General features: G+C 67.0%; 25 protein-coding genes. 18 read left to right on the forward strand and 7 right to left on the reverse strand.

The window, feature by feature from the left end:
- Window positions 1-5 precede the first annotated feature (5 nt).
- The 4 genes from AC50X6_RS09395 to AC50X6_RS09410 form a co-directional block, all read right to left on the reverse strand.
- A complete protein-coding gene (locus AC50X6_RS09395; RefSeq protein WP_494965956.1) occupies window positions 6-2,270 on the reverse strand; it encodes a S9 family peptidase in 2,265 nt (754 codons plus the stop codon).
- Between the two features lie 64 nt (window positions 2,271-2,334).
- Entirely contained in the window at window positions 2,335-3,318 is a 984-nt protein-coding gene (locus AC50X6_RS09400) for an LCP family protein (RefSeq protein ID WP_494965957.1), read from the reverse strand.
- 151 nt (window positions 3,319-3,469) lie between these two features.
- The gene (locus tag AC50X6_RS09405; protein WP_494965958.1) at window positions 3,470-4,087 is read right to left on the reverse strand and encodes an arsenate reductase/protein-tyrosine-phosphatase family protein; all 618 of its coding nucleotides are present in this window, start codon (window positions 4,085-4,087) and stop codon (window positions 3,470-3,472) included.
- 6 nt (window positions 4,088-4,093) lie between these two features.
- Entirely contained in the window at window positions 4,094-5,215 is a 1,122-nt protein-coding gene (locus AC50X6_RS09410; protein WP_494965959.1) for an LCP family protein, read from the reverse strand.
- Window positions 5,216-5,432: 217 nt separating this feature from the next.
- On the opposite strand from AC50X6_RS09410, the gene paaA reads away from it, so the two are divergent.
- The 7 genes from paaA (at window position 5,433) to galU (ending at window position 11,498) form a co-directional block, all read left to right on the forward strand.
- Window positions 5,433-6,464 carry a 1,2-phenylacetyl-CoA epoxidase subunit PaaA gene (paaA, locus tag AC50X6_RS09415; RefSeq protein ID WP_494965960.1) on the forward strand — a complete coding sequence of 344 codons (1,032 nt, stop codon included), beginning with the start codon at window positions 5,433-5,435 and terminating at the stop codon, window positions 6,462-6,464.
- A complete protein-coding gene (paaB, locus tag AC50X6_RS09420; RefSeq protein WP_494965961.1) occupies window positions 6,461-6,877 on the forward strand; it encodes a 1,2-phenylacetyl-CoA epoxidase subunit PaaB in 417 nt (138 codons plus the stop codon). The genes paaA and paaB overlap by 4 nt, the downstream gene beginning before the upstream one ends.
- Window positions 6,878-6,987: 110 nt before the next feature.
- Window positions 6,988-7,875, forward strand: a complete 888-nt coding sequence (gene paaC, locus AC50X6_RS09425; RefSeq protein ID WP_494966005.1) for a 1,2-phenylacetyl-CoA epoxidase subunit PaaC — start codon at window positions 6,988-6,990, stop codon at window positions 7,873-7,875.
- A 2-nt stretch (window positions 7,876-7,877) separates the two neighbouring features.
- A complete protein-coding gene (gene paaD, locus AC50X6_RS09430; protein ID WP_494966006.1) occupies window positions 7,878-8,432 on the forward strand; it encodes a 1,2-phenylacetyl-CoA epoxidase subunit PaaD in 555 nt (184 codons plus the stop codon).
- 10 nt (window positions 8,433-8,442) lie between these two features.
- Window positions 8,443-9,675: a 1,2-phenylacetyl-CoA epoxidase subunit PaaE gene (gene paaE, locus AC50X6_RS09435; protein ID WP_494965962.1), complete on the forward strand. Its 1,233-nt coding sequence runs from the start codon at window positions 8,443-8,445 to the stop codon at window positions 9,673-9,675.
- Between the two features lie 55 nt (window positions 9,676-9,730).
- Window positions 9,731-10,510, forward strand: a complete 780-nt coding sequence (locus tag AC50X6_RS09440) for an enoyl-CoA hydratase/isomerase family protein (protein ID WP_494965963.1) — start codon at window positions 9,731-9,733, stop codon at window positions 10,508-10,510.
- Window positions 10,511-10,607: 97 nt separating this feature from the next.
- Window positions 10,608-11,498, forward strand: coding sequence for a UTP--glucose-1-phosphate uridylyltransferase GalU (gene galU, locus AC50X6_RS09445; RefSeq protein ID WP_494965964.1), 891 nt, complete (start codon window positions 10,608-10,610; stop codon window positions 11,496-11,498).
- 63 nt (window positions 11,499-11,561) lie between these two features.
- Here galU and AC50X6_RS09450 read toward each other — a convergent pair whose 3' ends face one another.
- Entirely contained in the window at window positions 11,562-12,026 is a 465-nt protein-coding gene (locus tag AC50X6_RS09450; RefSeq protein WP_494965965.1) for an Lrp/AsnC family transcriptional regulator, read from the reverse strand.
- A 159-nt stretch (window positions 12,027-12,185) separates the two neighbouring features.
- Here AC50X6_RS09450 and pdhA point away from each other — a divergent pair, with 159 nt between their 5' ends.
- From pdhA to AC50X6_RS09480, 6 genes are all read left to right on the forward strand, one after another.
- Window positions 12,186-13,421: a pyruvate dehydrogenase (acetyl-transferring) E1 component subunit alpha gene (gene pdhA / locus AC50X6_RS09455; protein WP_494965966.1), complete on the forward strand. Its 1,236-nt coding sequence runs from the start codon at window positions 12,186-12,188 to the stop codon at window positions 13,419-13,421.
- On the forward strand, window positions 13,418-14,530 hold the full coding sequence (locus tag AC50X6_RS09460; protein ID WP_494965967.1) for an alpha-ketoacid dehydrogenase subunit beta: 1,113 nt from the start codon (window positions 13,418-13,420) through the stop codon (window positions 14,528-14,530). The genes pdhA and AC50X6_RS09460 overlap by 4 nt, the downstream gene beginning before the upstream one ends.
- A 2-nt stretch (window positions 14,531-14,532) precedes the next feature.
- Entirely contained in the window at window positions 14,533-15,993 is a 1,461-nt protein-coding gene (locus AC50X6_RS09465) for a dihydrolipoamide acetyltransferase family protein (RefSeq protein WP_494965968.1), read from the forward strand.
- A gap of 137 nt (window positions 15,994-16,130) precedes the next feature.
- Window positions 16,131-16,946: an MBL fold metallo-hydrolase gene (locus AC50X6_RS09470; RefSeq protein WP_494965969.1), complete on the forward strand. Its 816-nt coding sequence runs from the start codon at window positions 16,131-16,133 to the stop codon at window positions 16,944-16,946.
- A 130-nt stretch (window positions 16,947-17,076) separates the two neighbouring features.
- Complete coding sequence (locus AC50X6_RS09475) at window positions 17,077-17,244, forward strand: hypothetical protein (RefSeq protein ID WP_494965970.1); 168 nt, start codon at window positions 17,077-17,079, stop codon at window positions 17,242-17,244.
- Window positions 17,241-17,579: a hypothetical protein gene (locus AC50X6_RS09480; protein WP_494965971.1), complete on the forward strand. Its 339-nt coding sequence runs from the start codon at window positions 17,241-17,243 to the stop codon at window positions 17,577-17,579. Before AC50X6_RS09475 ends, AC50X6_RS09480 begins: the two co-directional genes overlap by 4 nt.
- Before the next feature lie 131 nt (window positions 17,580-17,710).
- Here the strand turns inward: AC50X6_RS09480 and AC50X6_RS09485 are convergent, their stop codons facing one another.
- Window positions 17,711-19,165, reverse strand: a complete 1,455-nt coding sequence (locus tag AC50X6_RS09485) for an APC family permease (RefSeq protein ID WP_494965972.1) — start codon at window positions 19,163-19,165, stop codon at window positions 17,711-17,713.
- Window positions 19,166-19,330: 165 nt separating this feature from the next.
- On the opposite strand from AC50X6_RS09485, the gene AC50X6_RS09490 reads away from it, so the two are divergent.
- The 5 genes from AC50X6_RS09490 (at window position 19,331) to AC50X6_RS09510 (ending at window position 25,538) form a co-directional block, all read left to right on the forward strand.
- Entirely contained in the window at window positions 19,331-21,037 is a 1,707-nt protein-coding gene (locus tag AC50X6_RS09490) for an alkaline phosphatase D family protein (RefSeq protein WP_494965973.1), read from the forward strand.
- A gap of 193 nt (window positions 21,038-21,230) precedes the next feature.
- Window positions 21,231-22,568: a MinD/ParA family ATP-binding protein gene (locus tag AC50X6_RS09495; protein WP_494965974.1), complete on the forward strand. Its 1,338-nt coding sequence runs from the start codon at window positions 21,231-21,233 to the stop codon at window positions 22,566-22,568.
- A 239-nt stretch (window positions 22,569-22,807) separates the two neighbouring features.
- On the forward strand, window positions 22,808-23,938 hold the full coding sequence (locus AC50X6_RS09500; protein ID WP_494965975.1) for an ATP-binding protein: 1,131 nt from the start codon (window positions 22,808-22,810) through the stop codon (window positions 23,936-23,938).
- Window positions 23,939-23,944: 6 nt separating this feature from the next.
- Window positions 23,945-24,127 carry a hypothetical protein gene (locus AC50X6_RS09505; protein ID WP_494965976.1) on the forward strand — a complete coding sequence of 61 codons (183 nt, stop codon included), beginning with the start codon at window positions 23,945-23,947 and terminating at the stop codon, window positions 24,125-24,127.
- 196 nt (window positions 24,128-24,323) lie between these two features.
- Window positions 24,324-25,538 (forward strand): MFS transporter, encoded by a 1,215-nt coding sequence (locus tag AC50X6_RS09510; RefSeq protein WP_494965977.1) that lies wholly within the window; start codon window positions 24,324-24,326, stop codon window positions 25,536-25,538.
- On the opposite strand, the gene AC50X6_RS09515 is transcribed toward AC50X6_RS09510, so the two are convergent.
- Window positions 25,532-25,948, reverse strand: coding sequence for a carboxymuconolactone decarboxylase family protein (locus AC50X6_RS09515; RefSeq protein WP_494965978.1), 417 nt, complete (start codon window positions 25,946-25,948; stop codon window positions 25,532-25,534). The two genes, AC50X6_RS09510 and AC50X6_RS09515, sit on opposite strands and share 7 nt — an antisense overlap.
- Window positions 25,949-26,083 lie beyond the last annotated feature (135 nt).

Raw genomic sequence — 26,083 nt, forward strand, 5'->3', positions numbered from 1 at the left:
GCGCGCTACTTGACCCCGGCCCCCGGCAGCAGCTCCGTCGCGCCCAGGGAGTCGGCGACGAAGGCGTAGTCCCAGGCCCGTTCCTTCCACTGCACGTACCGGCCGGAGGCGCCGCCGTGGCCGCCTTCCATCTCGATCTTCATCACGATCGGCTCGCTGCCGGTATTCAGTTCGCGCAGCTGCTGCACCCATTTGGCGGGCTCCACGTAGAGGACCCGCGTGTCATTCAACGAGGTCACCGCGGCAATCCTGGGGTAGGCCACCTCGCGGACGTTTTCGTAAGGGGTGTAGGACTTCATATACGCGTAGACCGCCGGGTCGGTGATGGGGTTGCCCCATTCCTCCCACTCCAGCGCGGAGAGCGGCAGCTCGGGATCCAGGATGGTGGTCAGGGCATCCACGAACGGGACGGCCGCGACGATCGCCGCGTACTTCTCGGGCGCGAGGTTGGCGACGGCGCCCATCAGCAGGCCGCCGGCGGAACCGCCCATCGCCGCGATCCGGGCCGGGTCCACCCAGCCGGACTGCGCCAGCCAGTCCGTGGCCGCGATGAAGTCCGTGAAGGTGTTCTTCTTGTGCAGCTTCTTTCCGGTGTCATACCAGTGCCGGCCGAGCTCGCCGCCGCCGCGGATATGGGCGATCACGAACACGACGCCCCGGTCCAGCAGGGACAGCCGGGGGATACCGAAGCCCGGATCCATGCTGAGCTCGTAGGAGCCGTAGCCGTATACCAGGCCCGCCGCCGCCGAGTCGCGCGCCACCGAGGCATGCCGCAGCACGGACAGCGGAATCCGGGTCCCGTCCGCGGCCACGGCCCATTCGCGGGTGGCCACATAGTCCGACGGCGAGTAGCCGCCCAGCACGGGGCTTTCCTTGCGCAGCAGCAGTTCGCCGGCGGGCTGCTCCGCTGTCGGCAGCACAAAGTCGTACACCCGCGACGGCGTGAAGTAGGAGGTGTAGCCCATCCGGATCACTGGGGCCCCGTAGTCGGATCCGGCGACGCCCGCGGTATAGAGTTCCTCGTCGAACGACGGTTCCACGGCGGCAGCCTGCAAAGAGGTGCCGAGTCCGGCCAGCGGCAGGAACTGGACGCGTTCGATCGTGTCCTTGCGTACGGAGACCACCAGATGCGTGGACGTGACGCCGGCGCCGTTGACCCGCACCTCGTCGGAGTGTTCGACGACGGTGGTCCAGTGCTGCTCGGCCAGCGGCCTGGCGAGCTCGGCCGGGTCCACCAGCGAGACCATGGAGTTGATGGCGTCCTTGTTGTGGCTCAGCAGGATGCGTTCTTTGGGGGTTCCGGAGCCGTCATCAAGCAGGAACGGCTCGGCCTCGTAGAGGATGCGTTCCGCCCGGGAGATCACAGTGCTCAGCCCGGCGTCGGGCGCGTCGAAGCGCAGCAGCCGGGTCTCGCTGAACTCCGAGCAGCCGATGCCCAGGACCAGGTGGCGCCGGTCGGCGGAGAGCTCGAAGCCCAGCCACATGGCGACGTCGTCCTCCTGATAGATGACCTCGTCCGCGCTGACCGGGGTGCCCAGCACGTGGGATTTCACCTGGTACGGGCGCCAGGAATCGTCCACCACGGTGTAGAAGATCCGGCTGCCGTCGGGGGAGAAGGAGATGCCGTAGAAGACGTTCTCGATCACGTCCGGCAGCAGTTCCCCGGTGCGCAGATCCTTGATGCGCAGCGTGAACCGCTCGTCGCCGGCGTTGTCCACGGCGTAGGCGTAGAGCGTCCCGTCGATGGTCACGGCGCCGCCGCCGACGGCGAAGAAGGGCTTGCCCGCTGCCTCGACGTTCCCGTCCAGCAGGATTTCCTCACCCGGAATTGCGACGCCGGTGTCGACTCCGGCGTCGACGGCGGGGGGCGTCCAGTCCGCCACGCGGTCCCCGCTGTCCCGGGCGCGGAGGCGGCACTGGATGCCGTATTCCTGGCCCTCCACCGAACGGGTGTAGTACCACCAGCCGTCCTTGCGGTTGGGGACGGAGAGGTCCGTCTCCTGGGTGCGGCCCTTGATTTCCTGGAAGATGGCCTCGCGCAGCGGCTCCTGGTGGGCGGTCACCGCCTCCTGGTAGGCGTTTTCGGCCGTGAGCAGGTCAATCACTTCCGCCGATTCCTTGTTGCGCAGCCACTCGTAGTTGTCCTCGAACGAGTCGCCGTGGTGCGCGCGGATGGTGGGAATCTTTTTGGCGACGGGCGGCTGTACGGGCGGCTTTACGGGCGGCTGCGCGGAAGGGTGCAGGGAAGGCTGCGCGGGAATCTGGGTCATGGACCCAATCTACCGGCAGGCGCGCCGGCCCAGGGTTCCCGTTCCGCGGCTGGGACCGCGGGCCTCAGTTCCCGTTCTGCAGGTTGTTGGCCGCCACATAGTCGCCAAGTGTGCCCGAGGCGAGCGCGGCGGCCACCGCGGCGGTGGCGCCCGGGTCCTGCAGGACGATCGACTGGCCGTCGCGGCTGGTGCCGGCGCCGGCCGTGGGAAGCGTGAAGAACACGCCGCTGCCGGGAGCCGTGCTGCGCAGGCTGAAGGCGAGCCGCTCCAGAGTTTCCAGGGTAAGCCCGGGATCCACGGTGACGTGCGGCAATACCGTCGTGACCAGTTGCCGGGCCGTGGCGCGGTCCGCCACTACACCCTCGGAGGCGACCTTGGCCAGCACGGACTTCAGGAAGATCTGCTGGTTCCGGACGCGCTGGTAGTCGCCGTCGGCAAAGGCTTTGCGCTCGCGGACGAAGTCCAGGGCCAGGGCGCCGTTGAGCCGGTTCACACCCGGCGGGAAGTAGTGCAGGGACTCAATGGTGCCCGTGAACGGCCGCGCCACATCGACGTCGATTCCGCCGACGGCGTCCGTCAGGGCGGCAAAGCCCTCGAAATCGACCACGACGGTGTGGTCGATCCGGGTGCCGAACAGGGCCTCCACAGCCCGGGTCTGCAGCGGGACCCCGCCCTCCTCGAGTCCGGCGTTGACCTTGGCCGGGCCGCGCCCCGGGACGTCCACCCACAGGTCCCGCATGATGGAGATGCCGTAAATGCCCTGCCGGTCCGCCGGGAGATGGATGAGGACCAGCGCGTCGCCGCGTTGGTCAGAGACATTGCCGGCGGCCGCCTCCGCCCGCGCGTTCACACGGCTGTCGCTGCCCACCAGCAAAATGTTGAGAGCGACGGCGGGGGGATCCGGCGTCGGCGTCGGCGTGGGGGCCGGTGTGGCCGGCGTCGTGGCCGGTGCGGGGGCGGACGACTCGACGGGAGCTGCGGTCTCGGCCTTCGGACGGGACACGATATACGCTGCGGCCGCGACGGCGATCAGCAGCAAAGCAGCCACGACCGCCGCGATTACGGTACGACGGCGGCGCTCGCCAACCGGCCCGCCGGGCCGCGGGGCTGGTGTATGTGGTCCTGCTGGATCCGGCGTCGTTCCCATGGGCGGACGCTACCACCCCACAGCGCAGACGGTGGGTAGGCGCAAAGTGGGATCAGCCGTGGCGGCGGGCCAAGCGCAGGATGGTGAGGATGGCGGGCGCCAGCTCATCCTCCATCCGGTGGTACATTTCCTCGCCGCGGCGGTAGGGATCCACCACGTCGTTGTCGGCCGCGTCCTGCGCCAGTGCCAGGTGCCGGACGGAGGCCGCCCGGGCCGGGAGGGCCCGCCAGAAGGCGGGGACGTCGGACGCGGCTGGACTGTCGCCGTCCCGCTGTTCGAGACTGTCGCCGTCCCGCTGTTCGAGAGCCTCGATCATCCGGGCAAACTCGCGGATGGTGAAGGTTCGCTTCAGCAGGGAGGCATCCATCTGCATGACTTCCCCGCGGTGCGTAGCGGCCATGGTCAGGACCAGATCGGCCTCGCGCAGGATCTGCGGGGTCAGCTGGCGCGCGGCAAAACCGTCGGGGCTTCCGCCGTAGGTCCTGATGATGTCTGCCGAGATCGGTTGGACCGGGTCGCCCACCATGGCCCGGGTGCCGGCGCTCCGCACCTGGAAAACGTCCGGCCTGATCTGGTCCAGCCCGGCCTGAAGGAGACGTTTGGCCACCGGCGAGCGGCAAATGTTTCCGGTGCAGACCGTCAGAATACGAATGGTTGACGACGAGTCCAAAAGCCCCTAGTTTCCTTTGCCGAGTTTCCTGGCGGCCACGTAGCCACCGAGTTTATCCTCGGTGAGCGCTGCCTTGATCTCCTCGATGGCGCCCACGTCCGGCAGGACGATCGACTGCCCGTCCGCGGACCTTCCGACGCCGGCAGTGGGCAGGGTGAAGAAGATGGTGTCGCGGCTGCGGAGGTCCCGGAGGCTGAAGGCCAGGCGACCCACCTCCATGGAGTCCAGGCCCGGGGCGACGCTGAGGTACGGGGAGACGGCGCGGAGTACCCTGGCGAGCGTTACCGGGTTTCCCAGGGTGCCGCCGTCGAAAGTCTTGGCCATGATCGCCCGAAGGTAGCTCTGCTGGTTGCGGACCCGCTGATAGTCGCCGTCGGGGAACGCATAGCGTTCACGCACAAACGCGAGCCCCTGGGCGCCGTTCAGCGTGTTCAGCCCCTTGTTGAAGACGTAGGTCTTGTCGCCGCGGACCGAGCTGAAAGGGACCTTGACGTCCACCTCCACCCCGCCCAGGGCATCGGTGAGTCCCTTGAAACCGGCGAAGTCCAGGCTGACCACATGGTCGATCCGCTGCTGGAGCAGGGATTCCACCGTCTGGACCATCAGCGGGACGCCGCCGAACGCGAGGGCGGCGTTGATCTTGGCCTCGCCCCGGCCCGGAATGTCCACCCACAGGTCCCGCATCAGCGAGATGCTGTAGATATGGTCGCGGTCCGACGGGATGTGGAGCAGCATCAGGGTATCGGCCCGCTGGTCCGACGACGCTCCGGCCGCGGCCTTGGCGGACGCCTTACGCTCGGCCTTGTCGCGGCTGTCGCTGCCCATTACCAGGATGTTCATCGGCTTCGGTACACCGGCGGGCGCTGCGGGGGCCTGGACCCGGGCTGCCTCCGGGGGGAAGGCTTCCTCGATCCTGGTGGTCTGGGTGTCGTAAATGGTAGCCAGGGAGAACAGGTACGCCCCCATGGAGCCGGGCACCAGCAGGATCATGATCAGCACGGCAACTAGCAAGACCCGCCTGGACCGCGTCCTGCGGCGCGGCTCGGCCCCAGTGTCCAGCTGCGCGGGCGCCTTTGCGGTCCCGTGCTCCGGTGCAGGTTCGCGGTCTACTTCGAAACGATTCGACATGCGGATCCTTGGGGTCGGTGCAGCTCCCGGCGCCGAACAGCGGAAATGGGAGCTCACTGCCGTGGGCGGCGTGATCCAGACGATACCACCCAGGACCCCGGCATAACTGGAATTTTGCTGTGACCGTTGTCGGCGCCGTGCTTGACGCATCTCCCGGCTTCCGCATATCCTGAACGAACGGTCGGTAATTACTTGTCGGATATGCATAGGAGCAACCATGGCAGCGCAGACCCTGCAGTCAGTGCCCCCGGAGTCGACGCCGGCACGGCACCAGATGAGCCTCGAAGATGCGGCCCGGCATGACGCTGAAGGCCAGGCATACTTTGACAAAGTCATGGCGGATGACTCGCGGATCGAGCCCCGCGACTGGATGCCGCCGGCCTACCGCAAGACCCTCCTGCGCCAGGTCTCGCAGCACGCACACTCGGAGATCATCGGCATGCAGCCGGAAGCGAACTGGATCTCCCGCGCCCCGAGCCTGAAGCGCAAGGCCATCCTGATGGCGAAGGTCCAGGACGAGGCAGGCCACGGCCTGTACCTGTACTCCGCGGCCGAGACCCTGGGCCAGCCGCGCGACGAGATGATGCAGGCCCTGATGGACGGCAAGGCCAAGTACTCCTCCATCTTCAACTATCCGGCCCGGACCTGGGCGGACATGGGAGCCATCGGCTGGATGGTCGACGGCGCCGCTATCGCCAACCAGGTGCCGCTGTGCCGCGCCTCCTTCGGTCCCTACGGCCGTGCCATGGTCCGCGTCTGCAAGGAAGAATCCTTCCACCAGCGCCAGGGCTTCGAGATCCTGCTGGAACTCTCGCACGGCACCCCGGAGCAGAAGCAGATGGCCCAGGACGCGGTCAACCGGTGGTACGCCCCTTCCCTGATGATGTTCGGCCCACCGGATGACGATTCACCCAACTCCAAGCAGTCCATGGCCTGGAACATCAAGCGTTTCAGCAACGACGAACTGCGCAACCGCTTCGTCGGCATGATGATGGAGCAGGTCAAGGTCCTGGAGCTCACGCTCCCGGACAAGGACATCCGTTTCAACGAGGAAACCAAGAAATGGGAGCACGGCCCCCTGGACTGGGATGAATTCCACGAAGTCCTCGCCGGCCGCGGACCCTGCAACGCCCAGCGCCTGGAACGGCGCCGCGAAGCGCACGCCGACGGCGCCTGGGTGCGCGAAGCGGCCGCCTCGTACGCGGCAAAGCAGAGCCGCAAGCAAGCAGCAAAGGAATCCGCAGCATGATCCCCAACGACTCCCCATCCTCGCAAGTCCCCAGCCGCCCCCTAGACTCTCAAGCTCGCCCAGGGAACCCTGCGGCCGTGGGCCCTCGGCCGGGGACCCCTGTCGTCGTGGCCCCAGCCAACGCGCACGCCGGCAACGTCTGGCCCATCTGGGAAGTGTTCGTCCGGTCCAGCCGTGGCCTGTCGCACGTCCACGCCGGATCCCTGCACGCGCCGGACGCCGCCATGGCCCTGCGCAACGCCCGCGATCTGTACACCCGCCGCAACGAGGGAGTATCCATCTGGGTTCTCCCGGCGGACGCGATTGCCGCCAGCGATCCCGACGCCAAGGGCTCCTTCTTTGAGTCGCCCCAGGGCAAGGACTACCGGCACGCCACGTATTACACCAAGAGCGAGGGCGTGAAGCACCTGTGAGCACAACACCCGAAGCCGCGGTGACGGCAGAAAAAGCGGAAACAGCGGCAGAAGAAGCGGCAGACACAGCGGCAGAGACAGCGGCAGCAGACACAGGCGGACACGGGGACATCTCCGTCGGCGTCAAGGGCCCCGGCAACAGCGGTTCCGGCAACAGCGGCGAGGCCACCGCCAGCGCCACCCGCATCACGCCCGGCAACGCCCTCCGCCCCGAGGACATCGCCCTGGCCGTCAGCCGCGGCACCGCCAGGCCGAGCGAAGACGCCGCCGAGTTTGCCCTGCGCCTGGGCGATGACGCCCTGATCCTGGCGCAGCGCCTGGGCCACTGGATCTCCCGCGCCCCGGAGCTGGAAGAAGACATCGCCCTCGGCAACATCGCCCTGGACCAGCTGGGCCACGCCCGGTCCTTTCTGAGCTACGCCGGCGGCCTCGATGGCCGGAGCGAGGATGACCTCGCCTACTTCCGCCGCGAACCCGAGTTCCGCTCCGTCGAGATCTTCGAACTCCCGAACGGCGACTTTGCCGTCACCATCGCCCGCCAGTTTGTGGTGAGCTACTACCAGTTTGAGCTCTACCGCCGGCTGGCCGCCTCCACCGACGCCACCCTGGCCGGGATCGCCGCCAAGGCCGTCAAGGAAGTGGATTACCACCGCGACCACAGCGCCCAGTGGGTGCTGCGCCTGGCCCAGGGCACGGGGGAGTCCCGCGGGAAGATGATTCACGCCTTCAAGGTCATCTGGCCCTACGTGGATGAACTGTTCCGCGATGACGGGCTCACCGCCCGCCTCAGCGAGTCCGGTGCCGCCGTCGAGCCTTCCAGCCTGCGGGCGGACTTCGACCGCCTCACCGGAGAGGTTCTCGCCGCGGCGGAACTGGACGTTCCCAACGTCCAGCCGGCCCCCGGCGGCGGACGCAGGGGGCAACACTCCGAACACCTCGGCTACATCCTGGCCGAAATGCAGGTCCTCGCCCGCGAGCACCCCGGAGCCAGCTGGTGACCATGCCGGATACCGAGGTAGGTCAGGACACGGCCGGCACCACGGCCGAGCTGAAGGCCTGGGACATCGCGGCCACGGTCTGCGATCCGGAAATCCCCGTCCTCACCATTGCGGATCTGGGGATCCTCCGGAACGTCCAGCTGTTCGACGACGGCGGGCCGGTACCCGCCGTCCAGGTCACCATCACGCCCACCTACTCCGGCTGCCCCGCGATGGACGCCATCCGGGACGACCTCACGACGGCGTTCGGGCGCGAAGGCTACCCGCACGTACGGGTGGAGCTGGTCCTCTCCCCGGCATGGACCACGGACTGGATGACCGAGTCCGGCAAGACCAAGCTGCAGGACTACGGGATCGCCCCGCCCAGCGGCCTCGCCGCCGCAGGCAGGACATCAGCGCGCCATGCCGGCCCCGTCAGGCTGTCCCTCGCGGTTAAATGCCCGCAGTGTTCATCGTTGAACACCAAGGAACTCACCCGCTTCGGTTCCACCTCCTGCAAGGCGCTGTATGTCTGCCAGGACTGCAGGGAACCGTTCGACTACTTCAAAGTTCTGTAAGGAAGCACCCATGCCTGTTGTCCGACAGACCGCCGCCGAAACGGCCGCCGCCACCGGGCGCCGTCGTGCGTCCTTCCACACCCTGACGGTGGATGAGGTCCGCCGGCTCACCGATGACGCGATCGAGGTGACTTTCGGCGTACCGAACCAGCTCACCGGACAGTTCGACTACCTCCCGGGCCAGTACGTGGCCCTGCGCACCACGTTGCCGGATGAGAACGGCGAGCCGAAGGAGATCCGGCGCAGCTACTCGATCTGCGCTGAACCGCGCAGCTTTGCGGACGGCAGCAGCGAGATCCGCGTCGCCATCAAGAAGGACCTCGGCGGGCTGTTCTCCACTTGGGCCAACGCCGAGCTGAAGTCCGGGGATGTCCTGGACGTGATGAGCCCTATGGGCGCGTTCGTGTCCAAGCACGGCCGGGATGGCAAAGAGCAGAATCTGATGAACTCGATGAACCATCCGCAGGAGATGGCCGGCGAACTGGCGGGCGAGCCGGGCTCCTTCGTCGCGATCGCCGCCGGCTCCGGCATCACGCCGGTGATCGCCATTGCCCGCACCCTGCTGGCCGCCCACCCCGAAACGCGCTTCGACCTGGTCTACGCCAACAAGGCCGCGATGGACGTGATGTTCCTCGAGGAACTCGCGGACCTCAAGGACAAGTACCCCGCGCGGCTGGCGCTGCACCATGTGCTCTCCCGCGAACAGCGGATCGCCCCGCTGCTCAGCGGCCGGATCGACGCCGAAAAGCTCCAGGCCCTGCTGGGCACCGCCATCCACGCCGATGACATCGACGAATGGTTCCTCTGCGGGCCGTTCGAGCTTGTGCAGCTGTGCCGTGACACGCTGGCCGCCCGCGGCGTCAAGCCGGAGCATGTCCGCTTTGAGTTGTTCACCTCGGGCAAACCGGACCGCCCCGAGGGCAATTCCGGGCGTCCCGTGATTGTGGACGAGTCCCAGGCGACGTACAAGATCACCTTCAAGCTGGACGGGCTCCAGGGCGAGGTTGCCAGCCCCACCCACGCCCGCGAATCGATCCTCAACGCGGCCTTGCGGGTCCGCCCCGACGTGCCCTTCGCCTGTGCCGGCGGCGTCTGCGGAACGTGCCGTGCCAAGGTGGTCACCGGCGCCGTCACCATGGACGAGAACTACGCGCTGGAACAGGATGAACTGGACAAGGGCTACGTGCTGACGTGCCAGTCCCACCCCACCACGCCGGAAGTCACAGTCGACTTCGACGTCTAAGAATTGATGGTTGCGTCTGCCCAGACCCGGACCGCCCCGAAACTGCAGGAGCCCCATGATTTCCCTTTCCATCGCCGGCGGCATCGCCGAGGTCGTTCTCGACGCACCCCACAAGCTGAACTCGCTGGACGCGCAGGCCCTCGGGGATTTGGCACAGGCGTACGACGACGCCGCTGACGCCGCCTCACGAGGCGAGGTGCGGGCGCTGCTGCTCCGCGGTGAGGGCCGCGCCTTCTGCGCGGGCCGGGACATCGCCGGTGTGACCCCGGAGACGGATGACGTCCAGGCCTACCTGGGCGGGCTGCTGCAGCCGCTGCTGAAAAAAATGAGTGCTTTCCCGGCGCCCACCTTCGCGGCCGCACAGGGGGCCTGCCTCGGGGTGGGGCTGGGGCTGCTGCTGGCCACCGACGTGGTGTACGTGGCGGAGAACGCGAAGTTCGGTTCCCCGTTCGCGAACCTCGGCGCCACCCTCGATTCCGGCGGGCACTGGTACTTCACCGAACGCCTCGGCATGCACAGGACCCTGGACCTGATCTACACCGCCGAGCTCATGAGCGGCGCCGCCGCCGTGGCGCAGGGACTCTTCAGCCGGGCCATGCCCGCGGATGAGCTCCTGGCGAACACCCGGGCGATCGTGGCGAAGGCTGCCACCGGGGCCACCGGTGCGTTCACCGCAAGCAAGGAACTCGTGGCCCATATCCGGGACCAGCGGCTGGGCCTCTGGGACGCCATGGCAGAGGAGAACGCCGCGCAGGCCCAGCTTTGCATCACCGGGGATTACGCGGAGGGATTCCGCGCCTTCCAGGAGAAACGGAAACCGGTTTTCAGGGGCTAAGCGCCCTATTGGCAGGCCAATAGAGACCACCTTGTCTCGGTACATGTCTTTTGTTGATACCGTTCTCATTTTGAATGCGGGCTTGTATGGTTCGGTTATGAGTTTGGGGAAATCAGTAACTAAGGCAGTCATTCCCGCTGCGGGACTGGGAACACGCTTCCTGCCTGCCACCAAAGCGATGCCCAAGGAAATGCTGCCGGTGGTGGACCAGCCGGCCATTCAATACGTGGTGGAAGAAGCAGTCCGGGCCGGGCTGACGGATCTGCTGATGATCACCGGCCGGCAGAAACGCGCACTTGAGGACCACTTTGACCGCGAGCCCAGCTTGGAACGCACCCTGGAGCTCAAGGGCGACCTGGACCGCCTGGAAGCCGTCCGGCACGCCTCCAGCCTGGGTCCGCTCTATTACGTCCGCCAGGGCGATCCCAAAGGCCTCGGCCACGCTGTCCTCTGCGCCCGGCAGCACATTGGCGATGAGCCCTTTGCGGTCCTGCTGGGCGATGACCTGATTGACGAACGCGACGAACTCCTCAGCACCATGATCGAGGTACAGTCCCGGACCGGCGGCTCGGTCATCGCCCTCATCGAGGTGGACCCCGCCGAGATCAGCGCCTACGGCTGTGCCGACGTTTCCGTGGTGACTGGCGAGGACTACGTGCGGGTCAACTGCCTGGTGGAGAAGCCGGCCGTTACCGATGCGCCCTCGAACCTGGCCGTCATCGGCCGGTATGTGCTCCACCCGGCGGTGTTCGACGTGCTGGAGGAAACCTTGCCCGGCCGCGGCGGGGAGATCCAGCTCACGGACGCGCTGCAGACCCTGGCCACCTCCGAGTCCGAGGGCGGCGGTGTCTACGGGGTGGTGTTCAAGGGCCGCCGCTACGACACCGGCGACAAGCTGAGCTACCTCAAGGCGGTCATCTCGATTGCCTCGGAACGTGTGGAGTTCGGCGAGGAACTCAGGGCCTGGATGAAGGCCTTCGTCAGCTGAACAGGCGTTCCTGGCTTTCGGTCAGAGCACGGAATTCGGCCAAGGATCTTCGTCCCCACCAGCTCAGCGCGTGTCCAGGTCCTCAAAAACAAGAAAGGTCTGCGTATCCAGCACGCCCGGCATGGACTGGAGTTGATCGAAGATCACCCGCCGCAGATCGATGTTGTCCACGGCGCGCACCAGCAGTATGACATCGAAGTCCCCGCCCACCAGCGCGATGTGGTGCACCTCTGGAATGGCGCGCAGAAGCTCGCGCAGTTCCCGCCACGAGTGCTGCCGTACCTTGAGCGTCACATACGCGGATGACTTCAGGCCCGCCTTGATGGGGTCAACGAGGGCCGTGAACTTGGTGAGGACACCCTCGCCGGTCAGCCGGGAAATGCGGGTATAGGCGTGGGCGCGGGAGATGTGCACGTTTTCCGCCACCTGGGTCACGGACATCCGGCCGTCCCGGGTCAGCTCCGCGATGATGTCCCGGTCCACATCATCCAGCGGCACCGCCGTCTGGTCCGCCTCGGCCTCTGCCATTTGTCCACAACCCCCGCCGGTAATCCAGCTCGCACTTACGATTTGTCTTCCAGAATAGGCCAGATTTCTGGACTTCTCCACGATTCTGCCTAGGGGTGGATACGAAACATCGTCCGGCACCATACTGGGAGCGAATAGTGGCTACAGAAGGACGGACCAATGACGATCTCCGCAGACCACACTGCGCAGCACCCGGCAGCTAACGACCCGGCGTTCGGGGCGGCAGTGCCGGGCCAATCGCCGGATGACGCCGCCAGCGAGGCCGTGCGGAAGTTCGGCATCACGGTCGAGGATTACATGCTGCCCGCCCGCCACCAGATCCAGATGGTGGGCCCCGACGGCAGCCTGACCCCGCACACCGAGCAGGGCACACAGCCCGGCCACGAGTACAGCCTCCCGGGCGACGAGGACCTGATGGCCGCCTACGAGCAGCTTGTCATCGGGCGCCGCGTCAATGACCAGAACTCCGCGCTGGTCCGGCAGGGCCGGATGGCTGTCTACCCGTCCAGCCACGGTCAGGAGGCCTGTCAGGTCGCCGCCGCCCTCTGCCTGTCCGAGGGCGACTGGATGTTCCCCACCTACCGCGACTCCGTGGCCGTGATGGCCCGCGGCGTGGATCCCGTCCAGACCATGACACTCTTCCGCGGCGACTGGCACGGCGGCTACGACCCCACTATGCACAAGGTGGGCACCCAGTGCACACCGCTGACCACTCAGCTGCTGCACGGCGTCGGAGTGGCCCACGCCGCGAAGCTGCGAGGCGAGGACACCGTTGTCCTGGCCATGTGCGGCGACGGAGCCACCAGCGAAGGCGACTTTCACGAGGCCCTGAACTTCGCGGCCGTCTTCCACCTGCCCGTGGTCTTCTTCGTTCAGAACAACCAGTACGCGATCTCCGTCCCGCTGGCCCACCAGTCCGTGGCGCCGTCCCTCGCCCACAAGGCCGTGGGCTACGGAATGGCCGGCGAACGCGTGGACGGAAACGACATCGTCGCCCTCCTCGCCGTGCTGGGCCGCGCCGTCCGGCTGGCCCGCGAAGGCTCGGGACCGCTGCTGGTGGAGGCCCACACCTACCGCATGCAGGCCCATACCAACGCCGACGACGCCACCCGCTACCGCCAGGACAGCGAAGTGGCCGAATGGGTGGCCAAGGATCCGCTGAGCCGGATGAAGACCTACCTGACGGACCGGGGTCTGCTCGACGACGAGCGCACGGCGGTGATCGGCGGCAAGGCCGAAGCCGTCGCCACCCAGCTGCGCGAAGGCCTCAGCGAGGACGTCCCGGTCGATCCCCAGGACCTCTTCAAGTACGTCTTCTCCACCCCCACCCCGCAGCTGAAGGAACAGTCCGCCATGCTCGCCGACGAACTCGCCCGGGAAGAGACCGCGAAATGAGCCCCACCATAACCACCTCGCCTGAGGCCGACGGCAACGTCAGTGCCGCCACCGCCCGGGCGGCTGCCACGGCCGCAGCCGCCGCCGATATCACCGGCCCGCAGACCATCACCCTGGCCAAGGCCCTGAACACCGCGATGGCCGATGCCATGCACGCGGACCCCTCGGTCCTGGTCTTCGGCGAGGACGTCGGCATGCTCGGGGGCGTTTTCCGGATCACCGACGGGCTCACCAAGACGTTCGGGAAGAGCCGCTGCTTCGACACGCCGCTCGCTGAGTCCGGCATTGTGGGCATGGCCGTCGGCATGGCCATGAACGGCATGCGGCCGGTCATCGAAATGCAGTTCGACGCCTTCGCCTACCCGGCCTTCGAGCAAATCGTCAGCCATGTGGCCAAGATGCACAACCGCACTAAGGGCGCCGTGAAACTGCCGATGGTCATCCGGGTCCCGTACGCCGGCGGCATCGGGGGAGTGGAACACCATTGTGACTCCTCCGAGGCCTACTACGCCCACACCGCGGGCCTGAAGGTCTTCACCCCGGCCACTGTGGCGGATGGCTACCGGATGCTCCGTGAAGCCATCGATTCCGACGATCCCGTGATGTTCATGGAGCCGAAGAAGCTCTACTGGTCCAAGGACCAGGTGGACCTGGACGCGCTGCGCGCCGAACATACCGCCAACACCGAACGCGGGACCTCATCCGAGGGCCGGGCCGCCGTCGCCCGGCCCGGCACCGACGCCACGCTGATCGCCTACGGACCGTCGGTTCCCACGGCGCTCGCCGCGGCCGCTGCGGCCGCTGAGGAAGGCCGCTCGCTCGAGGTGATCGACGTCCGTTCGATCGTGCCGTTCGACGACGAGACGGTCTGCGCCTCGGTCCGCAAGACCGGCCGTGCCGTCGTCATCGCCGAGGCGCACGGATTCGCCTCCGTCTCCTCCGAGATCGTGGCCCGGGTCCAGGAACGCTGTTTCCACTACCTCGCCGCCCCGATCCGCCGCGTCACGGGCTTCGATGTCCCATACCCGGCGCCGAAGCTCGAGCACTACTACCTGCCCGGCGTGGACCGCATCCTCGACGCCGTTGACGACCTCCAATGGGAGAACTGACCATGAGCGAACCGAAAGTCTTCCTCCTCCCGGACCTTGGCGAAGGACTGACCGAAGCCGAACTCGTGCACTGGCTCGTCGCCGTGGGAGACGAGATTAGCGTTGACCAGCCGATCGCCGAGGTGGAGACGGCCAAGTCCATGGTGGAGGTGCCCTCGCCATACGCCGGCACCGTCGCCGTGCTGCACGGCGAGCCCGGCCAGACGCTCGACGTCGGCAAGCCGCTGATCTCGGTGACTCCGGTTGGAGCTGCTTCGGGGGCCGCCGCGGATGATGCCGCCCCCGCCCCTTCGCCGGCCGCTGTTGCTGCCGAAACCTACCGCGAGGAGGAGAAGGCCGGGTCCGGGAATGTCCTGATCGGGTATGGGACTCCCGGCGGGCATGGCGTTGCGCGGCGGACGCGGGCTCCTAAGCGCGCGGTTGCCGCGCCGGTTGCCGAGGTATCAGCCGCGGAGAAAGCTGCCGATGACCTGATGCTGCAGCGGACCCGGGTGCCGGGGAGGCTGGGCGCTGTTATTTCTCCGCTGGTCCGCCGGATGGCGCGTGATCATGGAGTTGATTTGGGGGAACTCCAGGGATCGGGGGCCAGCGGGCTCATCATGCGCCGCGACGTCGAGGCGTTCATCAAGCCGGCTCCGGGGGGTGAGCGCCCGGCGGCTGCGCCTGTTGTAACTCCGGCACCTCCGACTGCATTGACGGGAACGTCCGCCGGAACCAGCGCCGACACCGATGCCCGCACCGGGCTGGGGATCTCCGGACGCACGGCCGTCCGCGGTGTGCGGAAGGCTGTTGCCGCCAACATGACACGCAGCCGGTCCGAGATCCCAGAAGCCACAGTGTGGGTGGACGTCGATGCCACAGCCCTCGTGGAGATGCGCGCCGCGCTGAAACAGGCGGACCCGAACAACGTCCCGGGGCTCCTCGCCTTCATCGCACGCTTCGTCACGGCCGGGCTGAAGAAGTACCCCGAGCTGAACACCCGGATCGTCACCACCGAGGACACGGCCGGCGGGGCGACGCAGGAGATTGTGGCCTTCGACGGCGTCAACCTCGGTTTCGCGGCCCAGACCGACCGCGGGCTTATGGTGCCGTCGGTGCGCAACGCGGACAAGCTCAGCGCCCGCCAGCTGGACGCCGAGATCCGCCGGCTCACCGCCGTCGTGCGCGACGGCAAGGCGAGCCCGGCGGAACTGGGCAGCGGCACCTTTACGCTGAACAACTACGGTGTGTTCGGCGTCGACGGCTCCGCCGCGATCATCAACCACCCCGAGGTCGGAATCCTCGGCGTCGGGCGGATCATCGACAAGCCCTGGGTGGTCAACGGTGGGCTCGCGGTCCGCAAGGTCACCGAGCTGACGCTCACCTTCGACCACCGCGTGTGCGACGGCGGGACCGCGGGCGGGTTCCTCCGCTTCGTGGCCGACGCGATCGAGAACCCGGGGTCCGTGCTGGCTGACTTGTGAACCTGGCACGGAATGGGCGGGCGGACAGACCGCCCGCCCAGTGCCGACGCCCAGCTTCCGGCCAGCTCCGGTTGGTAGAATCGGGGGCAGAACATCGCACCAACGGCGGCGGAGCAGTGCCGGAACATGGAGATCTAATGTCACGATGGCTCGAGGTTGGCCCGGACAACTACGTCCTGACCACCCAGGGATTTCTGCTCAACACCGGGCTGGTGGTCGGTACCGAACGTGCCATGGTGATCGACACCGGCGGCGGGCCCCGGCAGGGACGGGAGATCCTGGACGCCGTGCGTGAAAAGACTGACTTGCCGATCGTCGTCGTCAACACCCACGCCCACTACGACCACTTTTTCGGCAACGCCGTGTTCGCCGACGACGGCGTCACCGAATTCTGGGCGCATGAGAACTGCGCGGAAGAAATCGAGGAAAACGGTGACAGCCAGCGCCGCTTCGTGGCTGCGGCGGAACCGGAGATGGCTGCCGGCGAGGGTGCCGGCGTCGAACTGGTGGTCCCGAACGCGATCGTGAAGGACCAGCCGGTCCTGGTGTACCTCGGCGGGCAGAGCGCCACGCTGTTCTACCTCGGCCATGGTCACACCGACGGCGACCTCCTCGTGGGGACGGCCACTACCCTCTTCGCCGGTGACCTGGTGGAACAGGGCTCGCATCCGTCCTTCGAGGACTCCTATCCCGAAGACTGGGCCAACGCACTTCGGCACCTCTCGGCGCTCCGGCACCGCTACGAGTTCCTGATTCCGGGCCACGGGGAACCCTGCAGTGACCAGTTCGTCAAGACCATGGCCAACACCATGACCACGGCCGTGCGGCAAGCCACGCAGGCCACCCGGGAGACGCCGGACGACGCCACGAAGGCCATCCCGATCCTGCCGTACGGCCCGGAGCAATCCCGCTGGTTCATCACGCGGCTGCAGGAGACCCGGGCGCACCACTGAGGCCCGCGGGAATCCCGGGCAAGAGCGGCGCCGGGCAGAGAGCGCAGACAAGCACGGCATTGACCGTGAGGATGCGCTGAATGCGATCCTGAATCAGATCTACCATGTCCGGCAATTCGATGAACCCCGTATGGATTCGAGCATCCGTCCGGATCTGTTTATCGGGCCCAGCCGGGACCGGCGCTCAATCCTTGAAGTCATGGCCGTCATCACACCCCCGAACGACATTCTGGTCTTCCACGTGATGGAAGCCCGGCGGAAAATCCTGGACATCGCAGAAAGGGAAACAGGCAAATGAATGCAATGAAGAAGGCCAAGGTCGGCCACGGGCTCGATGCCGGGGAACAGGCCCGCTACGCGGAACTCGCCAGCTGGGCAGAGACCGCCGATATCGGGCCGGAAGCCCGCATCACCAAAGCCCAGGGCCCCGGGGCCGGACGAGCCCTGCCGGAAGCTGCCCTGGGTTCACCGGAAGCAGTCAGGCGCGCCGTCGGAAAACCCTCACTGAGCGCCCAGGGAACATCAGCGTCACGTTCCCTGAGACTGCCCGAGGACATGGATGCCCAGCTGGTCGCACGTGCGGAATTGGACCACCGGAGACCCTCCGCTATCCTTCGTGATGCCCTGGTCTAATACCTCGCCAAGCCTCCTGGCCGACCAAGGAGGAGCGGTCCGGTAGGAGTTTGTTGTAACCGCTGAGCCGAATGAAACAAGCAAGGGACCAAGAGGACGCTTTGTCCCCGAAGAACTAACAAAAATGACCGCTAGCGCCGCCGGCCGGCGGGCTGATCCGGCCGCGTGTTTGTCCTCCTGTTGATCAACCAGGTGACGAACCACAGCACGACGCCGATTGCCATCAGGCCGCCGGCAATCTGGTACTGGATGATGTTGCGGCCCACCCAGGGACCGGCGAGGAAAGCGCAGAGCAGGGCCGCCACGAGCGGAAGCTGCCCGGGGGAGGTGAAGAACACCTTCCGGTGGGGGTCCCGCTGGCGGCGGAGCACCACGCAGGCCACGTTAACCACGGTGAACACACAGAGCAGCAGAAACGCCGTCGTGCCGGAAAGGTTGGCGACGACGTTGCTCTCCGGGTCGCTGGTGACATACAGGATCAGTCCCAGCGCCAGGGCGGTGGAGAACACGATGCCGGCCCACGGCGTCCGGCGCCCCGGCAGCACCTTCCCCAGCGGCTGCGGCAGCACCCCCTCGCGGGCCATTCCGTAGATCAGCCGGCTGGCCATCAACATGTTGATCAGCGCGGTATTGGCGACGGCGAAGACCGCCAGGAACGGGAAGATCCGGTCGATCGGGAAGTCCGGCGATCCCTTGTGCACCACCTCCAGGAGGGCGGCGCCCTCAGCCTCCCTGATGTTCTCCAGCTCGGTGGGCGTGAGCACGCTGACCACGGAAACGGCCACCAGCATGTAGAGGAGCACTGCGATGCCCAGACCGGTCAACATGGACCGCGGGAAGATCTTCTCGGGGTTCTGCGTCTCCTCCACCATGTTCACCGAGTCCTCGAAGCCCACCATGGCGAAGAACGCGATGGACGTCGCCGCGGTGACGGCCAGGAACAGGCCCTTGTCCTGGTAGTCGTTGAAGACGAAGATTTCCCCGGCATTCCCGGTGCCCTGCGTCATGACGTAGAAGCCGACGCCGATGACGATGCACAGGGCAGTCATCTCCACGAGGGTGAGCACCACGTTGAACTTAACGCTTTCGCCTACCCCGCGCAGGTTGATCGCGGCCAGCAGGAGCATGAACCCCATAGCCACCGCAGTGATCACGCCCTGGGCGGGGACTTCCATCCAGCCGTTGATCTTCAGGCCGCCGAAAAAGTTCTGGGCCAGGACGTTCGCGGACGTGGAGGCGCTGGTGACGCCGGAGCAGACAACGGCAAATGCGACCAGGAAGGTCACAAAGTGAATGCCGAACGCCCTGTGGGTGTAGAGCGCTGCCCCCGCCGCCTGGGGGTATTGAGTAACCAGCTCGAGGTAGGAGAACGCGGTCAGCGTCGCGACGATGAAGGCGAGCAGGAACGGTAGCCAGACGATGCCTCCGACCGTTCCCGCCATGGTTCCGGTGACGGCATAAACCCCGGCACCGAGGATGTCCCCGACGATGAACAGGAGCAGGAGCTTTGGCCCGAGTACCCGTTTGAGTTGCGGTTCCCCGCCCCCGGGAGCCGCGTCCAACTCTTCTTCAGAAGTCTTGCTCATGACGACCTCCACAGCGCATCCGCCGACCCTGACTCACCGCGGCCGGACTTTGGCCACGGCGGACACCTTCACTTTGGCCCTCGCGGTCACTTTTGGCAACGACCGGCCGCGTGCTTTTCCGCCCGGCCATGGCCGTACCCGCACCGGAGCGGGTACAACTGAGTGATGACCAACTCACCCCTAGCGCTCGGCCCCATGATGCGGTACGTCGATGAGACCTCGGCCAGTATCTGGGTGGAGACCCGGACGCAGGCGCGGGTCTCGGTCCGGGCCGGAGGCCGAGACTGGGTGGGACGGACATTTGCGGTGCACGGGCATCACTACGCGCTGGTGGAGGTAGACGGGCTGGAGCCTGGGACGGTCACGCCCTACACCCTGGCGGTCAACGGATCGCAGGTCTGGCCCGACCCCGCGTCCGGGTTCCCGCCGCCGGTGATCCCCACGCTGAAGCCCGGTAAGCCGCTACGGATGGCTTTCGGCTCCTGCCGCACCAGTGTCCCGCACGATGAAGCGGGCAACCGCACCCACGGCGTCGACGCGCTGCGTGCCTACGCGCTGGAGATGGCCTCAGGCAACGGCCAGGCCTGGCCGGATCTGGTGTCCTTCCTCGGGGACCAGGTGTACGCCGACTCGACCAGCGAGCAGATGCAGCAGTTCATCCGCGCCCGCCGGGACATCAACGAGCCACCAGGTGAGGAGCTCCAGGACTACGAGGAGTACGCCCACCTTTACTCCCTGGCGTGGTCGGACCCCGCGAACAGGTGGCTGCTGTCCACCCTGCCCAGCGCCATGATCTTTGACGACCATGACATCCGCGACGACTGGAACTCCTCGCTGACCTGGAAAAAGGGCATGGAGGCCACCTCCTGGTGGCATGAACGGATCGTCTCGGGACTGGCCTCGTACTGGGTCTACCAGCATCTGGGGAACCTCTCACCGCAGGAACGCGCCGAGGATCCCCTCTGGCAGCGGATTGCCGGGCACACCGGGGAAACTGAGCCGGACCTCACCGCGGAACTGGACAGCTTCGCGGAACGGGCGGACCAGGACCCGACCTCCTACCGGTGGAGCTTCTGCAGGGACTTCGGGGACACCCGGCTGATCGTGGTGGATTCCCGCGCCGCCCGGAACCTGGCGCCGGCAGACCGCTCCCTGCTCGACGACGCGGAGATGGCCTGGCTCGACGGGCGGATGCGCGGCGGTGTCCGGCACCTGCTGGTGGCGACGTCGCTGCCGTTCCTGCTGCCCATGGGCCTGCACCACGTCGAGGCCTGGGATGAGGCCGTGTCCGAAGGCGCCTGGGGGAAACTGCCCGCCAGGGCCGCGGAGAAGCTGCGCCAGGCGCTGGACCTGGAACACTGGGGCGCCTTCCAGCAGAGTTTCCAGAAAGTGGCGACCATGGCGGCCGACGTCGCCGACGGCAACCGTGGACCGGCGCCGGAAACCGTCACGTTCCTCTCCGGGGACGTCCATTTCTCCTACGTTGCGGAGGTGGAACGCTCCTCGGGCAGCCGGATGGTGCAGGCAGTCTGCTCCCCGATCCGCAACCCGCTGCCACGGATAATGAGGTCTTTGTCGGCCGTCCTGTCCTACGGCCTGGGCGCGGCAGCAGGTGCCCTGGCCGCACGCTCCGCGAAGGTTCCGGATCCGCCGTTCCGTTGGAAAGGCATCCGGGGGCCGTGGTTCGACAATAATCTGGCCTTCCTTGAGGTGGCGCCGGAGGGGCTGAAACTGTGGTGGCAGACGGGCGTGGTGAACAACGGTGACCATTTGCACCCGGGCCTGGAACGGGTGGCGTCCGTCACGGTCGCTCCCCGGGCTGCAGTCAAGCCCGGCGTGAGCTCCGACGCAGCAGCGCAGAAGGAAGAATAGCAGCCGCCTCCGGAGGTTCTTCACTCTGCGCGCCGCGGCCCAGTCGAATCTGCGGCGCTGAATCGGCAGCCGGATCCGCCCGCGTTTGCACGGGCTGGTCGGCCGACGGCGGTGCCTGCGCCTAGAATTGCTGTTTGGACCAATTCAAACGAGCACCGCAGCGGTCTGCGCTGTGAGTCCTAGGGGAACAATCATGCCCGAACCGGCGGACAACAACACAGCCGACGCTGCCGTGGAGGCAGACCAACCGGAACTCCTGAGCCGGCGCGACCGCCGCCGCAGCGAGGACGCCGACGCCCGGACAGGAACCATGCCGATTATCAGTCCCGAGGACATCGACAACCGCACGCCGCCGCGCCCGGTGCGGAGCGGCTCCTGGGCCGAGGCGGCCGCCGCGGCGGATGCCCCAGCGGCCGACGCGCCCACGGCGCCGGGCCGGTCCCCCTGGGAAGTACCTCCCATAGAGTCAATCCCGCCGCTTCCCCCGCGTGCGGCCGTGCCCGCCGCCGTGCCCGCGGCCCCGGAGAGCGCGCCCTCCGTGCCGGCGTTGCCTAACCGGTCCACACGCTCGGCCAGCCGGGCAGCGGCCCTGGCATCCCCGGCTCCGGACTTCATCAGCTCACCCGGCCTCTTCGTCCGGGAACAGAAGCCCAGGCCGGTGGGCGGCTTCCGCGGCGCGCTGTTCACAATGACCGGCGGCGGGCTGAACCTCGGCCCGAGCGCCCGGCAGCGCGAGGAGGACGAACTCGCCCGGCGCATCTCGCGCCAGCTCCAGGGCAGCTACAACACCGCCGTGCTGAGCCTCAAGGGCGGCATCGGCAAAACATCCACCACCGTGGGCGTCGGGCTGACGCTGGCGGAGTTCCGCGGGGATCCGCCGTGTGCAATTGATGCCAACCCCGATTCCGGCGACCTCGTGGAGCGCGCCCTCGGCGAGGGCATCTACCAGCAGCAGAGCCCGCGAACCATCACGGATCTGCTCAACAACGTCGACTCCGTCACTTCCCTCACCGCCCTGGCCCGCTACATGCACCACGCCGGCCGGCTCCACCTGATCGCCGGTGAGCAGGATCCCGAGGTCTCGGACTCCCTGACGGCCGAGGAGTACCTGCGGATCCGCGAACTCATCTCCGGCTACTACTCCGTGGCGCTCACGGACTGCGGGACCGGCGTCACGCACAACGCCATGAGCGGGATCCTGCAGTCCGCGGACAACCTGATCATCGCGGCGGGCTACGCCGTCAGCGGCGCCAAGCGCGCCCGCAGCACCTTGCACTGGCTGGCCGGCCACGGCTACGAGGACCTGGCGCGCAACGCCGTCGTGGTCATCACCGACAAGGACGAGGTCTCCTCCCGGGTGGACAAAGACGCGATTGAAGACCATCTGGCAGGCATCTGCCGGCAGCTGATCGCCGTCCCGCACGACCGCGGAGTGGCCGACGGCGATCTGGTCACCCTGGACGTGCTCCGCCCGGAAACGCGGCGCGCGTACCGGGAAATCGCGGCCGCGATCGTGGACGGGTACGTCTAGAGCGTATGGGTGGCGGGAGCTCGCCCGTCTCGTCGTGGGCGGGCTTCTGCTCGGGTTCCGGCGCCGGAATCGAGCGGTCCGCCTCTAGCCGGAGGTGTGGTTGCGCCGGCGCACCGGCTGTGCCGGTGCCCCTTGTCGGCGTCGACGTGCACCCCCTGACCGCGAGCGCTCGACCCGGACGCATCACAGCGCTACTGTCAGAGTATAAAAAGTTTATAATCTTTATAAGTGTATAAAGGATGCCTGTGAAAAATCCGTTCAAGCCAACGGCAGGTGCTCGACCCCCGATTCTGGTGGGCCGGGCTGACATACGTCAGGACTTTGCGGAAAGCATTGAGAACGGCCCCGGTGCTCCGGGGTTGCTCTCGATTTTTACAGGGCCCCGCGGGATCGGCAAGACGGTCATGCTCGGAGAAATCGAAGATGAGGCCATTGAGCACGGTTGGATTGTTGTATCGGAGACCGCTACGGCAGGTCTGGTGTCCCGGATCGGCAGCGCTGTCAGCAGTGCCGCTGAGGAACTCGGCGAAGGGCCCGCGGGCCGTCGAATTACGGGGCTGACGCTCGGGATCGTCCGGGTGGACACCCAACTCGCACCCGTTCGCGACGTGCATTGGCGCCGGCAAGCCACTGAACTCCTGGAGAAGCTCAGGGTGCAGGAGACCGGTCTGTTAATCAGCATCGATGAAATTCATGCCGTTGATAGAACGGAACTTTCCGAGATCGCTGCCGTGGTCCAGCATCTGATTTGCGAGAATCTTCCGGTAGGTCTTGTCCTCGCGGGACTCCCGAAGGCTGTCGGGGATCTGCTCAATGAGGGCGTCTCGACGTTTCTTCGCCGCGCCGAAAAGTATGACCTGCACAGGACATCCGTTGATGAGGTTACTGAGGCGTTCCGCGACACCTTTGCTGAAAGCGGAGTCAGCATCAATGATGAACATCTCCGGCAGCTGGCCGAAGCCACGGGAGGCTATCCGTTCCTCATCCAACTGGTCGGCTATCACGTGTGGAGTCAAGCCAAGAAGTCGGGCGCTGTAGTTACGGACCATGCAGTCACCGCCGGGATACAGACAGCACGCCGAAGAATGGGTGCCACAGCGCTGCAGTCCGCCTACTCGGCACTTTCCGACGTCGACCAGACCTATCTATTGGCCATGGCAGAGGACGACGGGCCGTCGAGCACCTCATCCATCGCTGAGCGGCTGGGTGTTAGCGACGTCTACGGAGGCCAGTACCGGCTTCGGCTTCTGGCGGCCGGCGTCATTGAAACGACGAGCCGCGGCTACGTGGATTTCGCAGTTCCTACGTTCCGCGAATTCCTCCGGGAATCGCCGGCCTACGGGCTACGGCTGCAGCATCCGAGGCGCTAGCTCCCGGTGGAGATGCCGTTCGTCGGATGGAGGGCGTCGGCGGCAGGAGTCTTCGGCGGCCTCCGCGCCCGGGCCGACTCCGATGAAATCATGACCAGCAGCTACGCCGGGGACGCTTCGGCAGCCCTGAACTTTTTCGCCGCGGACACCGGGCTGTTCACTGGCAGTGCCGTAGCTGAGGCCGAGTGATTCGCCGACCTGGCCGGCCGGGCCTGCGTCTGGCCGTCCGGATCGGGCCCCACTTCGAGTCCTGGCCCCCGTTACCTCCGTCCCCAACTGACCCGCACTGGTTGCCGCACTGGTTGCCGTTCCGGGCGCTCCAAACGCCAACGTGTGCGAGCTACTTGGGCGGGCGGGCCGCCAGTCCCGCCCTAGGATGAAGGGGATGACCGCCACCAGCCACGCCCCATTCAGCCTCCGCAGCATCGCCGTCCCGGCGTTCGGCCCGGCCCTGCTGTTCAGCATCGGCGAGGGCGCGATCCTCCCGGTGGTGGCCCTGTCCGCCCGGGACCTGGGCGCTTCGGTGGCCGTCGCCGCCCTGGTGGTGACGCTGATCGGGCTCGGCTCCTGGCTCTTCAACCTCCCCGCCTCGCTCATCACCCTGAAGTTCGGCGAACGCTGGGCGATTGTCGGGGCCGCTGCCGCCAGCGCCGTCGCCCTGGCCGCCGCGGCGGTATCCCCGCTGATCCCGGCCGGACTCTGGCTGCTTGCCCTGGCGATGCTGGTGGTGGGGATGGCCGCCAGCGTTTTCAGCCTCGCGCGGCAAAAGTATCTGACCGAGGCCGTCCCGGTGATCCTCCGGGCCCGGGCGCTGTCCACCCTCGGCGGCGTCAACCGGATCGGCATCTTCATCGGCCCCTTCATCGGCGCCGCCGTGATGCAGTTCGCCGGCATCACGGGCGCCTACTGGACCGGCGTCGTCGCGATGGCTGCTGCCGCGGCCCTTTCCGTGACCATCCCGGACCTCGTCGCCAAGCCGGCAGCGGCGGGCGGCGTTCCGGTGCCGCAGGCGACGCTGCGCAGCGTCGCCGTCTCCCACGCCGGAGTGTTCCTGTCGGTCGGGGTGGGGGTGCTGCTGCTGAGTGCGCTGCGCGCCTCCCGCCAGGTGGTGATCCCGCTCTGGGCCGAGCACCTGGGCATGGACGCCACCCAGGCGTCGCTCATCTACGGGCTTTCCGGGGCAATCGACATGCTGGTTTTCTATCCGGCCGGCAAGCTGATGGACCGCAGGGGCAGGCAGTGGGTGGCGGTGCCCTCGACCCTCATCATGGGAACCGCCATGTTGCTCATCCCGCTCAGCACCGGCTTTGTGGGCCTGCTGCTCGCCGCACTCCTGACCGGCTTCGGTAACGGCATCAGTTCCGGCCTGAACATGACCCTCGGCGCCGACTTCTCGCCCGACAACGGCCGCGGCCAGTTCCTCGGTATCTGGCGGTTCATGGCCGACGCCGGCGCCACCGGCGGTCCCGTACTGCTCTCCGGCGTGACCGCCGTGGCCTCACTCGGGGCCGGCGTGGGAGCCACCGGCGTGCTGGGCTTCGCTGCCGCCGCCGTCTTTGCCGTCACCATTCCCCGGCTCAAGCACCGCCGGAACTACTGAGGGTACCGGGGCGCTCCGCCGCCTGCCTGGCCGAATGTATCGGGCAGCGGTGCCAGCAGCGCCTCCCGAAGTGCGGGGCTCAGCCCCTCGGGGACGTCCAGTTCCACGTTCAGTGCGAGCAGTGCGCGGCTGAAGTAAATGCGGGCGGAGGCCGCCAGCGTGATGTCCACAATCTCCCGGTCGCTGAAGCCCAACCGGCGCAGGTCCAGGGAATCGGCGTCGGTCATCGAGGCCGCATCGGTGCTGAGCTTGACCGCGAAGTCCATCATGGCCACCTCGGCCGGCGACAATCCGGCGTCGTGGAAGTCCCTGGCGACGGCCAGGAGTTGCTTTTCCTCAAGAATCTTCAGGGACTTCGTGCCGTGGGCCAGCAGGCAATGGTCGGAGCGGATGGCCTGGGCCGCCGCCATCGTGACCAGTTCGTAGCGGCGCAGGCCCAGTCAGCGATCACCGAAAACAGCGAGCAAAAACCGCCTCACCGACGACGACCGCCACGTCAGCCCGACCATGAACGCCCCGCCGGGAACCTCCGGCGGGGCGTTGTC

Source organism: Pseudarthrobacter sp. HLT1-7, assembly GCF_059383435.1.

Coding starts and splice junctions, on each gene's coding strand:
- AC50X6_RS09440 (WP_494965963.1), top strand. CDS start 9,731: ATGATTTCCCTTTCCATCGCCGGCGGCATCGCCGAGGTCGTTCTCGAC.
- AC50X6_RS09460 (WP_494965967.1), top strand. CDS start 13,418: ATGAGCCCCACCATAACCACCTCGCCTGAGGCCGACGGCAACGTCAGT.
- AC50X6_RS09450 (WP_494965965.1), bottom strand. CDS start 12,026: ATGGCAGAGGCCGAGGCGGACCAGACGGCGGTGCCGCTGGATGATGTG.
- AC50X6_RS09480 (WP_494965971.1), top strand. CDS start 17,241: ATGAATGCAATGAAGAAGGCCAAGGTCGGCCACGGGCTCGATGCCGGG.
- AC50X6_RS09495 (WP_494965974.1), top strand. CDS start 21,231: ATGCCCGAACCGGCGGACAACAACACAGCCGACGCTGCCGTGGAGGCA.
- AC50X6_RS09465 (WP_494965968.1), top strand. CDS start 14,533: ATGAGCGAACCGAAAGTCTTCCTCCTCCCGGACCTTGGCGAAGGACTG.
- AC50X6_RS09500 (WP_494965975.1), top strand. CDS start 22,808: ATGCCTGTGAAAAATCCGTTCAAGCCAACGGCAGGTGCTCGACCCCCG.
- galU (WP_494965964.1), top strand. CDS start 10,608: ATGAGTTTGGGGAAATCAGTAACTAAGGCAGTCATTCCCGCTGCGGGA.
- AC50X6_RS09410 (WP_494965959.1), bottom strand. CDS start 5,215: ATGTCGAATCGTTTCGAAGTAGACCGCGAACCTGCACCGGAGCACGGG.
- AC50X6_RS09490 (WP_494965973.1), top strand. CDS start 19,331: ATGACCAACTCACCCCTAGCGCTCGGCCCCATGATGCGGTACGTCGAT.
- paaE (WP_494965962.1), top strand. CDS start 8,443: ATGCCTGTTGTCCGACAGACCGCCGCCGAAACGGCCGCCGCCACCGGG.
- pdhA (WP_494965966.1), top strand. CDS start 12,186: ATGACGATCTCCGCAGACCACACTGCGCAGCACCCGGCAGCTAACGAC.
- AC50X6_RS09395 (WP_494965956.1), bottom strand. CDS start 2,270: ATGACCCAGATTCCCGCGCAGCCTTCCCTGCACCCTTCCGCGCAGCCG.
- paaB (WP_494965961.1), top strand. CDS start 6,461: ATGATCCCCAACGACTCCCCATCCTCGCAAGTCCCCAGCCGCCCCCTA.
- AC50X6_RS09475 (WP_494965970.1), top strand. CDS start 17,077: ATGGATTCGAGCATCCGTCCGGATCTGTTTATCGGGCCCAGCCGGGAC.
- AC50X6_RS09515 (WP_494965978.1), bottom strand. CDS start 25,948: ATGGCGGCGGCCCAGGCCATCCGCTCCGACCATTGCCTGCTGGCCCAC.
- AC50X6_RS09485 (WP_494965972.1), bottom strand. CDS start 19,165: ATGAGCAAGACTTCTGAAGAAGAGTTGGACGCGGCTCCCGGGGGCGGG.
- paaA (WP_494965960.1), top strand. CDS start 5,433: ATGGCAGCGCAGACCCTGCAGTCAGTGCCCCCGGAGTCGACGCCGGCA.
- AC50X6_RS09470 (WP_494965969.1), top strand. CDS start 16,131: ATGTCACGATGGCTCGAGGTTGGCCCGGACAACTACGTCCTGACCACC.
- AC50X6_RS09510 (WP_494965977.1), top strand. CDS start 24,324: ATGACCGCCACCAGCCACGCCCCATTCAGCCTCCGCAGCATCGCCGTC.
- paaD (WP_494966006.1), top strand. CDS start 7,878: ATGCCGGATACCGAGGTAGGTCAGGACACGGCCGGCACCACGGCCGAG.